Here is a 9,486-nt window from a genome sequence, read left to right on the forward strand (position 1 = left end):
CAGATGATCCTGCACGGGGGAGTGCAATGAGTAGCTTGCGCGATGCCATGAGCCACGCGGCACTGGGTTGGGTGAAGCCCGAGCTGGACGAGACCCTGCGCCAGGTGCGCAACGAGGTCGAAGCCTACGTCGAGGAACCCAGCGACAGCGGCCGCATGCGCTTCTGTGCCGGTTACCTGCACCAGGTGCAGGGCACGCTGCGCATGGTCGAACTGTATGCCCCGGCGATGGTTGCCGAGGAAATGGAGTTGCTGGCCAACGCCGTGCGTGAGGACGCCGTGCCCGACCGCGAGGAGGCCTGCGCCACCTTGATGCGCGGCACCGTGCTGTTGCCCGATTACCTGGAACGGCTGCAGAACGGCCACCGCGATATTCCGATCGTGCTGCTGCCGCTGCTCAACGAAATCCGCGCTGCGCGTGGCGCCGAAGGCATCAACGAAAGCGTGCTGTTCGCGTTCAATCCGGATGCCGGCGACGCCAGCCCGGCCGAGCTTGAGCACGCCCGCGGCAGCCTGAGCGGACGCAACCGCGAGCTGCTCGATACGGTCGGCGGCGCGGTCAAGGAAGAACTGATGCGCATCAAGGATGCGCTGGATCTGCATGTGCGTACCGGTGGCAACCCCGCCGATCTGCAGGTGCAGGTGAACGAACTCGGCGCCGTGTCCGACACCCTCGGGGTGATGGGCCTGGGCGTTGCCCGTGGCATCGTCGCCCAGCAGCGCGATGCGCTGCGCGAGGTGGTGTCGGGCAGCCGCAATATCGATGACAACCTGCTGCTGGATATCGCCGGCGCACTGCTGTACGTGGATGCATCGCTGGATGACCAGGTGGCGCACCTGGGCGCCAGTGTCGACGGTGAGGATGATCCGGCCTCGGTTGAAACCCGGCGCACGGTCGAGGTGCTGGCGCATGAAGCCATTGCCAATTTCACCGCCGCGCGCGAGTCCTTTGTTGCCTTCATCGAGACCAACTGGGACCACCAGCGCCTGACCGAAGTGCCGCGCCTGCTGGGCGAGGTATCCGGTGCGCTGCGCATGCTGGACCTGCCGGTACCTGCGGACTATCTGCAGGCCGTGCGCGAATACATCAAGGTCGAACTGGTCGAGCGTCAGCGCGTGCCCAGCGGCCGCCAGCTGGACACCCTGGCCGATGCCATGGCCAGCCTGGAGTACTACCTGGAAGCACTGCGCGACCGTCGCCCGGGTCGCGAAGACATCCTCGACATCACCCGCAGCAGCCTGGAGTCGCTGCGTTACTGGCCGTTGCCGACGGCAACGGTTGTGGAGGCTGCCGCCGACCACGGCGCTGGCGCAGCCGCGCCCGCTGCCGACTGGAACGTGGCGCCCGCCGCGACGGATACCGGGGCGCTGGCCGCCACCGAGGAAGCGCCGCTCGAGTCGTCCCCTGAAATTGCCGCAGACATCCCGGCAGTTGCACTGACCGTGCCGCCGCCGTTGCCGGAAATTCCGGAAATTCCGGAAATTCCGACCGCTGCGCGCGTGGAGTATCCGCTGGTGTTCGGCGCGGCGATCAACGCCAAGCCCGTTGCGGTGGTTGCTGCCGATAGCGGCGAGCAGCCGGCCGTCGAGACTGTACTGCCGGCGACGGAACTGTCCCTGGACGCATCCGCGGCGCCGACGTTTGATCCGGTGGCCGCCGAATCCGGCGTGGAACTGGACAGCAGCTACACGCTGGCACCGATCGCGTTGGAAGGTCACGAGATCGTCGAGTCGGATGTCTCTGGCCTCGCGTTGCAGAGCAGCTTCGATCCGGTTGCCGCCGAAGGTGATCCGGGCGCCGCAGCTGGCGACACCTATCGTTTCGATAGCAGCCTGTTGGAGCTGGAACTCGAGCCGATGGCAGCATCGGTCGATGCCACGCAGCCGCCGGCCCGCGTGGAAATGTCGCTTGCCGATGGTTTCTTCGAGCCAGAGCTGGAGGAGACCCCGCACGCCGCAGCACCGGTTTCGCATGCTGCGGATTGGCAGCTGGACGACGTAATTGCCACGGTGCAGACCGGTGGCGACATCACCCTGGAACAGCACAGCACGGACGCGGCACCGCCCGCTGCGGCCTGGACGCTGGACGAGCCCGTTTCCGTGGTCGCGGCAGACGACGTCGTTGTCGCCGACACCGCCGCCGAAGACATCGCGGCGCCGCAGGAATCGCCGGTCATCACGACCGCCATTGCCAGTGGCGCGCTGGAAACAGCACAAGCAGCCGAGCCGGTGTTGGAGGATGCTGAGGCCGCCGCGTTCCTGGCCGAGTTGGATGCCGCCGCTGCGGCGTTCGATCCTTATGCACAGCCTGCCGTTGCACAGGATCCGGCACCGCAGGTGGAAGCGGCGGTTGTTGCTCCGGTTGCCGACCCTGTGCCAGCTGTTGCAGCTGCCGTGGTGCTGGAAGGTGGCTTCATCGACAACGGTGAGGATATCGACGAGGACATCCGCGAAGTCTTCATCGAGGAATTCGACGAGGAGCTGGAGAACCTGGGCAATCTGTTGCCGGCATGGCGTAGCGCCCCGGCCAACATGGAACGCCTGCGCCCGGTGCGCCGTGTATTCCATACGCTCAAGGGCAGCGGTCGCCTGGTTGGCGCGCGCACCCTGGGTGAGTTCAGTTGGAAGATCGAGAGCATGCTCAACCGCGTGCTCGACGGCAGCCGCCCGGCCAGCCCGGCGGTGATCGCCCTGGTTACCCGGGCGTACGAGGTTCTGCCCGAGCTCAACGCCGCATTGCGCGGCACCGGCGCCATCCAGTCGGACCTGTTGGCAATCCAGGACGTGGCCGATCGTGTCGCTGCCGGTGAAGAAGCATTCTATGTAGCCGACACCGCGCCTGCCACGGTGCCTGCCGTGGCTGACGAACCCGCACCGGTACACGCAGTTGCGACTGCGGAAGAACCGGTGTTGGAGGGTACTCCGGCCTCGGTCGACAGCGTGCTGCTCGAAATTCTTGAGGCCGAAATCGGCGTGCACCTGGGGACGGTGAACGCCTGGTTGTTGCAGTCGGCGGTGCAGCCGCAGAACGTGTCCGAAGAGTTGCTGCGCGCGGTGCACACCATGAGTGGTGCCTTCGCAATGACCGATGTCCCGGTCATCACTGGCATCACCACGCCTGCAGAATCCTTCGTCAAGCGCTCGCTGGCCGCCGGGCTTACCCCGAACGTCGCCGGCGTGACAGCGCTGGCGCAGATGGCGTCGGCGATAGACACGACGATCAATGCCTTGCGCCAGCCGTCGCCGCGTATTCCGGCGTTCCCGGGAGTCGCCGAGCGCCTGCAGGCGCTGGTTGATGGCCTGCCGGACGCCAAGTGGCCGCCGTTGTCGCAGGACGACGAGCTGCCGATGATGCTGGCCGATGACCAGGACGAGGTGGCGCAAGCGGATATTGCCGCACCCGCCGTCACCAACCTGGCCGGGACGGAAGACCTGTCCGCCTATTTCGACAAGTCGATGTTGGAAGGTACGCTGGGCGATCTGCCGGCATTCGACGCGCCGGCCGCACCGCAGGCACCGGTGATCGCGGTACCTGCCGCCAGCTGGGGCGAGTCGCCGCAGCGCGAAGACGCGGCTGCGCAGCCCAACGCAATCGAGGCCGCACTGGCCATCGCGGTCGGCTTGACCTCGCGGGGCTCCGACAAGGTTGCCGATGCCGCAGTGGTGGATTCGCTTGCCGACGCAGCGACGCCGGACAACGCCGTCTCCTCGTTTGATGATGTATCGGCAGCGCCGATCGATGCAGGGCAGGTGGGTCTCACGGCCGATGCCGAAGCATTGGACGATGCCACTGAAATCGATCTGTCGGCTGCTGACGGTGATGCTGTCGCAGCAGAAGTGGTCGAGGTTGCAAGTGTTGATGCCGAGGCTGTTCCGGCACACCGCGCTGAAGATGAGCTGGCCGAGGTTGCAGCTGCTGAAGCTGGAACCGTAGGGACGGTCGAAGTCGAGGCTGTCGGAGCAGAAGCTATCGAAGCGGATGCCATCGATACCGTCGAGGTAGAAGCTGTTGAAGCAGAAGCCATCGATACCGTCGAGGCGGAAGCCGTTGAAGCTGCCGCCATCGATACCGTCGAGCTGGAAGCTGCTGAAGCGGACGTCGTCGGGGCTGTCGAAGCTGAAGCAGTCGAATCGGCTGCTATCGATACCGTCGAAGCGGCGGCTGTCGAAGCCGAAGCTATCGAATTGGCCACCGTCGATGCCGTCGAGGTGGAGGCCGCTGAATCGGCCGCTATCGATGCCGTCGAAGCGGAAGCTGTCGAAGTAGCTGCCGTCGATGCCGTCGAGGTGGAAGCTGTTGAAGCGGACGCCATCGATACCGTCGAGGTAGAAGCTGTTGAAGCGGAAGCCATCGATACCGTCGAGGCGGAAGCCGTTGAAGCTGCCGCCATCGATACCGTCGAGCTGGAAGCTGCTGAAGCGGACGTCGTCGGGGCTGTCGAAGCTGAAGCAGTCGAATCGGCTGCTATCGATACCGTCGAAGCGGCGGCTGTCGAAGCCGAAGCTATCGAATTGGCCACCGTCGATGCCGTCGAGGTGGAGGCCGCTGAATCGGCCGCTATCGATGCCGTCGAAGCGGAAGCTGTCGAAGTAGCCGCCGTCGATGCCTTCGAGATGGAAGCTGTTGAAGCGGACGCTGTCGAAGCAGCCGCCATCGATACCGTCGAGGTGGAAACTGTTGAAGCGGACGCCATCGAGACCGTCGAAGCGGAGGCTGTCGAAGCCGCCGCCGTCGATACCGTCGGGGTGGAAGCCGTAGAGACGGGCGCCATCGAGGCTGTCGAAGCAGAAGCCACCGAGGCAGAAGCCACCGAGGCAGAAGCCCAGAACCTGGCGTCTGCGGAACAGGCCGACATTCCGTCCAAGCCGGAACTGGCACCGCTCACCGCACCGCTGCGTGAAAGCACGGCTGCTCCGGCAATCGAGCCGGCGGCGAACCCGTTCGATGCCGGCAGCCTGGATTTCGCCGAGCTGGATATCGAGCTGGTCGACATCTTCGTCGAGGAAGGCAAGGACCTGCTGGACCACTGCGATGGCCTGATCAGCGAGCTGCGTGCCGCCCCGGCGGATCGCGAAGTGCTTGCTGGCCTGCAGCGCGATCTGCACACCCTCAAGGGTGGCGCGCGCATGGCCGGTATCAATGCCATCGGCGACCTGGGCCACGGCATCGAATCCCTGCTGGAAGCCGTTGCGGCCAACCGCACCGAAATTACCCGCAGCGACCTGCAGTTGCTTGAACGTGGTTTCGACCGCCTGCATCAGTTGCTGCTGCGCACCGGCGATCATCGCGCCGTGCAGATGCCGCTGGACCTGATCGGGGCGTTCGAAGCGCGTACCGATGGTCGTGCCGAGGCTGCACCGGCACCGGTGGAGGCCGCCATCAGCGACGCCGCTACCCCTGCCGTGGTCGAAGATGCGGCTGTACAGCCGCAGCCGCTCGCAGAGAGTGTGCCGCTGTCGGCACCGGTCAGCGACGAGGCCAGCAACGAAGACGAAGCCAGCCCGCGTGGCCAGGAACAGGTACGCGTACGCGCCGATCTGCTGGACAGCCTGGTCAACCACGCCGGCGAAGTTGCCATCTACCGCTCGCGCCTGGAACAGCAATTGGGTGCCTTCCGTGGCGCCATGGCCGAGTTGGATCGCACCAACGCACGTCTTCGCGATCAGTTGCGTCGACTCGACCTGGAAACCGAAGCCCAGATCGTCGCCCGTTACCGCCGCGAACACGAGCAGGCGGACCAGACCTTCGACCCGCTGGAACTGGACCGCTTCTCCACGCTGCAGCAGCTCAGCCGTGCACTGAACGAATCGGCGGCCGACTTGGGTGGTCTGCAGGGTGTGTTGGACGATCTGTCGCGCAACTACGACGTGCTGCTGCAACAGCAGTCGCGTGTCAGCTCCGAGTTGCAGGACGGCCTGATGCGCGCGCGCATGGTGCCGTTCGATGGCCTGGTGCCACGCTTGCGCCGCGTTGTGCGCCAGGCAGCGCAGGAAACCGGCAAGCACGTTCAGCTGAAGCTGGAAGGTACCCACGGCGAACTGGACCGCAACGTGCTCGATCGCATGGTCGCGCCGCTGGAGCACATGCTGCGCAATTCGGTCGCACACGGCTTGGAAGTGCCCGATGCACGCGCCGCCGCCGGCAAGCCGGAAGAAGGTGAGATTGCCCTGCGCCTGCGCCGTGAAGGTTCGGAAATCGTGCTGGAAGTGGCCGATGACGGTGCCGGCCTGGACCGCGCGGCGATCCGCCGTCGTGCCGAGCAGCGTGGCCTGCTGGCCGCCAATGAAGAAATCGGTGACGCCCAGCTGGATCAGATGATCTTCGCTTCCGGCTTCAGCACCAGCGAGCAGGTCAGTCAGCTGGCCGGTCGTGGCGTTGGCATGGACGTGGTGCGCAACGAAGTGCGGCAGCTGGGCGGCTCGGTGGACATCCTGTCCGAGCGCGGCCACGGTGCCACCTTCACCCTGCGCCTGCCGCAGACGCTGGCGGTCACCCAGGCGGTGTTCGTCCGCATTGGCGAAACCACCTATGCGGTGCCGGTGGCCTCGGTCAGCGGTATTGGCCGCATCTCGCGCGAACGCTTCGAGTCGGGCGAGGGCGGTTACCACTACAACGGTGAAGACTTCACCCTGTACAACCTTGGCGCACTGGTGGGCCTGGCTGCGGCCAAGGCCGAAGGCCAGAGCGAGATCCCGCTGCTGCTGGTGCGTTCGGGTGACCTGCGCGCGGCCGTAGCCATCGACCAGGTACTGGGCAACCGCGAAATCGTGGTCAAGCCGGTGGGTCTGCAGATTGCTTCGGTGCCGGGCATCTACGGTGCCACCATCACCGGCGAAGGCAACGTGGTGGTGATCCTGGACGTCGCGCCGCTGGTGCGTCGCCACCTGGCCCAGCCGCAGCAGCCGGTGGAAGTTGTCGCCGCCAGCAACCAGCGCCATGTGCCGCTGGTGATGGTGGTCGACGACTCGCTGACCATGCGCAAGGTCACCGGTCGCGTGCTGGAACGCCACAACCTGGACGTGGTCGCCGCGCGCGACGGCGTCGAGGCGCTGGAGCTGCTGGAAGAGCGCGTACCGGACCTGATGCTGCTGGACATCGAGATGCCACGCATGGACGGTTACGAGCTGGCTACCGCCATGCGTGCCGACCCGCGTTACAAGGATGTTCCGATCGTGATGATCACCTCGCGCAGCGGCGACAAGCATCGCCAACGCGCATTCGAGATCGGCGTGCAACGCTATCTCGGCAAGCCGTACCAGGAGTTGGATTTGATGCGCAATGTCTATGACCTGCTGGGGATCGCACGTGCACGCGACTGATGGCTCTGCCACCCCGGTAGCCTTGCTGGCCCGTGCTGGCGTGGCCCGTGATCGCCTGCGCGAGGGCATGGCCGCCGCGGGCGGCCACATCGTGCTGGAAGAAGACCCCAATGCGCTGGACCTGGCCATGCTGCAGGCGGCTGCCCCGCGGGTGGTACTGGTAGCACTTGAGCCGGCCGTCGAAGACGCGTTGGAACGTCTGGAGCCGGTGTTGGAAACCGGCCAGTACATGCTGATGTTCGAAGAGGCCGAGCTGGCTGCCCGCCGCGAAGGCTGGGAAGCGCAGCGTTGGATTCGTCATCTGGCGGCCAAGCTGCAGGGCCATGCCAATGTGCTGCCGCCGGGCCAGGAGAACGATGCCGAGGCCGCCGCCGCGCCGGCAGCGTCCTTGGCGCCGGCGTCCGCGCAACCGGAGTTCGCTGCCGCGCTGCAATTCGACCCGGCCCAGGCCGACGTCGAACTGCCGGCCAGTGACGCGCCGTATGTTCCACCTGCACCGCGCGAGGCACCGGCCGAAGTGCTGTCCTTCGAGGAATTGATCGCATCGGCAACGCCGGCAGCGATCCCCGTCGAAGACAGCATTGAACCGGCACGCGAAGCGGCAACGCCGCCGGCCTTGCCGGTCAGTGGACACGTTGCTGCCGAGACCGGCCCAGCCAGGAACTTCGCGGATTGGTCATTGTTGGAAGACGATGCCTACACCGACGTGGCACCTGCCGCCGAGATTGTTGCCGAGCCGCCACCGGCGTTGGCCAGCCTGCTCAACAGCTCGTTGTCGCTGGTCGAGATCGAGGAGTCGGTCGATGGCAGCAGCCGCAATGCGGTATTGCTGATTGCCGGCATCGGCGGGCCCGACGCGGTTCGCCGTGTGCTGGCCGGCCTTCCGGACGACTTCAGCCGCCCGGTGCTGGTGCAATTGCGCCTGGACGGGGGGCGCTATGCCAATCTGGTCAAGCAGATGGCACGCGCCGCGGCCCTGCCGGTGAGCTTGGCCGACCCGGGGCAGGCGTTGCAGAGCGGTAATATCTACATCCTGCCCGACGGGATCGGCCTGGAATCATCCAGTGCCGGCGTGGTGTTCAGCCCCGCAACCACGGACTTGTTGGATGCCCTGCAGCCGGAAGGCAGCGCGGTGCTGCTGCTCAGCGGTGCCGATGTGGGCATGGTTGATGCGGTGCTGGCGTTCGCCGGCAACGGGGGCTGGGTTGCAGGACAGGTAGGCGAGGGGTGCTATGACCCGACGGCTGCCAGCCAGCTGGCCGTCGCTGGCATGTTGGCCGGTGACCCCGAGCATCTGGCGGCCGAACTGGTCACCCACTGCGTCAACTGAATACGACTGGTTTAGGAACTGACGATGAGCTACGCAAACAAAGACGAAGTACGCGGTGTCCTGATCCAGTCCGGCAACGAGCGCGTGCTGCTGCCCAATGCGACGGTGGCGGAAATGATGGCGCGCGTGTCGGTGCAGCCTATCGCCAACGCCCCGGAATGGCTGGTCGGCCAGATTGCATGGCACGGCTGGAGTGTCCCGCTGCTGTCCTACGCCGGCCTCAGTGGCCATGGTCGCGAGACCCTTGGCAGCAACAACAAGGTGGTGGTGCTCAAGGCCTTGGGTGGCAACCCCGAGCTGCCGTACTTCGCGCTGCTGACCCAGACCTTCCCGCAGCTGATCGCGGTGCCGCGTGATGGCCTGCTGGCCGACGCATCGGAAGAAAACCTGCCTGACGGCGTACACATGCGCGTACTGCTGGGCGAGCAGAGCGCCTTGTTGCCGGATCTGGATGCGATCGAAGCCGCAGTGACCAGCGTCCTGGCCCAGCTCGCCGCCTGAGCAGATACGGGTGCGCTGCGCCTACTCGACGTGCGCGCGCACATAACCCGGTAGTGCCGAGCCGTGCCCGGCAGAGGCATTCCCGGCAATCTGCCAGCGCCAACGCGATGGTTTGACCCGCCGCGCGAACTCAACATCCCGGGTGCGCTGCGCTTACCCGGGCTACGCAAGGGCATCACCCGGTAGTGCCGAGCCATGCTCGGCAGAGGCACTCCCGGAAATCTGCCAGCGCCAACGCGACGGACGCGTTGACCCGCGGCGCGAACTCAATATCCCGGGTGCGCTGGGCATCACCCGGTAGTGCCGAGCCATGCTCGGCAGGGGCATTCCCGGCAA

At 65.9% G+C, this 9,486-nt stretch carries 3 protein-coding genes; all 3 read left to right on the top strand.

Annotation, left to right across the window (positions count from 1 at the left end; genetic code table 11):
• Nucleotides 1-26: 26 nt before the first annotated feature.
• The 3 genes from RT460_RS15875 to RT460_RS15885 are packed head-to-tail and all read left to right on the top strand — an operon-like array spanning nucleotide 27 to nucleotide 9,150.
• Nucleotides 27-7,319 carry an Hpt domain-containing protein gene (locus RT460_RS15875; protein WP_313320144.1) on the top strand — a complete coding sequence of 2,431 codons (7,293 nt, stop codon included), beginning with the start codon at nucleotides 27-29 and terminating at the stop codon, nucleotides 7,317-7,319.
• Complete coding sequence (locus RT460_RS15880; RefSeq protein ID WP_313320146.1) at nucleotides 7,306-8,649, top strand: chemotaxis protein CheB; 1,344 nt, start codon at nucleotides 7,306-7,308, stop codon at nucleotides 8,647-8,649. The genes RT460_RS15875 and RT460_RS15880 overlap by 14 nt, the downstream gene beginning before the upstream one ends.
• A gap of 24 nt (nucleotides 8,650-8,673) precedes the next feature.
• Complete coding sequence (locus tag RT460_RS15885; RefSeq protein ID WP_313320148.1) at nucleotides 8,674-9,150, top strand: chemotaxis protein CheW; 477 nt, start codon at nucleotides 8,674-8,676, stop codon at nucleotides 9,148-9,150.
• Nucleotides 9,151-9,486: the final 336 nt, after the last annotated feature.

Source organism: Stenotrophomonas sp., assembly GCF_032061965.1.
In the GTDB taxonomy this organism is placed as follows: Bacteria; Pseudomonadota; Gammaproteobacteria; order Xanthomonadales; family Xanthomonadaceae; genus Stenotrophomonas.

Coding starts and splice junctions, on each gene's coding strand:
- RT460_RS15875 (WP_313320144.1), top strand. CDS start 27: ATGAGTAGCTTGCGCGATGCCATGAGCCACGCGGCACTGGGTTGGGTG.
- RT460_RS15885 (WP_313320148.1), top strand. CDS start 8,674: ATGAGCTACGCAAACAAAGACGAAGTACGCGGTGTCCTGATCCAGTCC.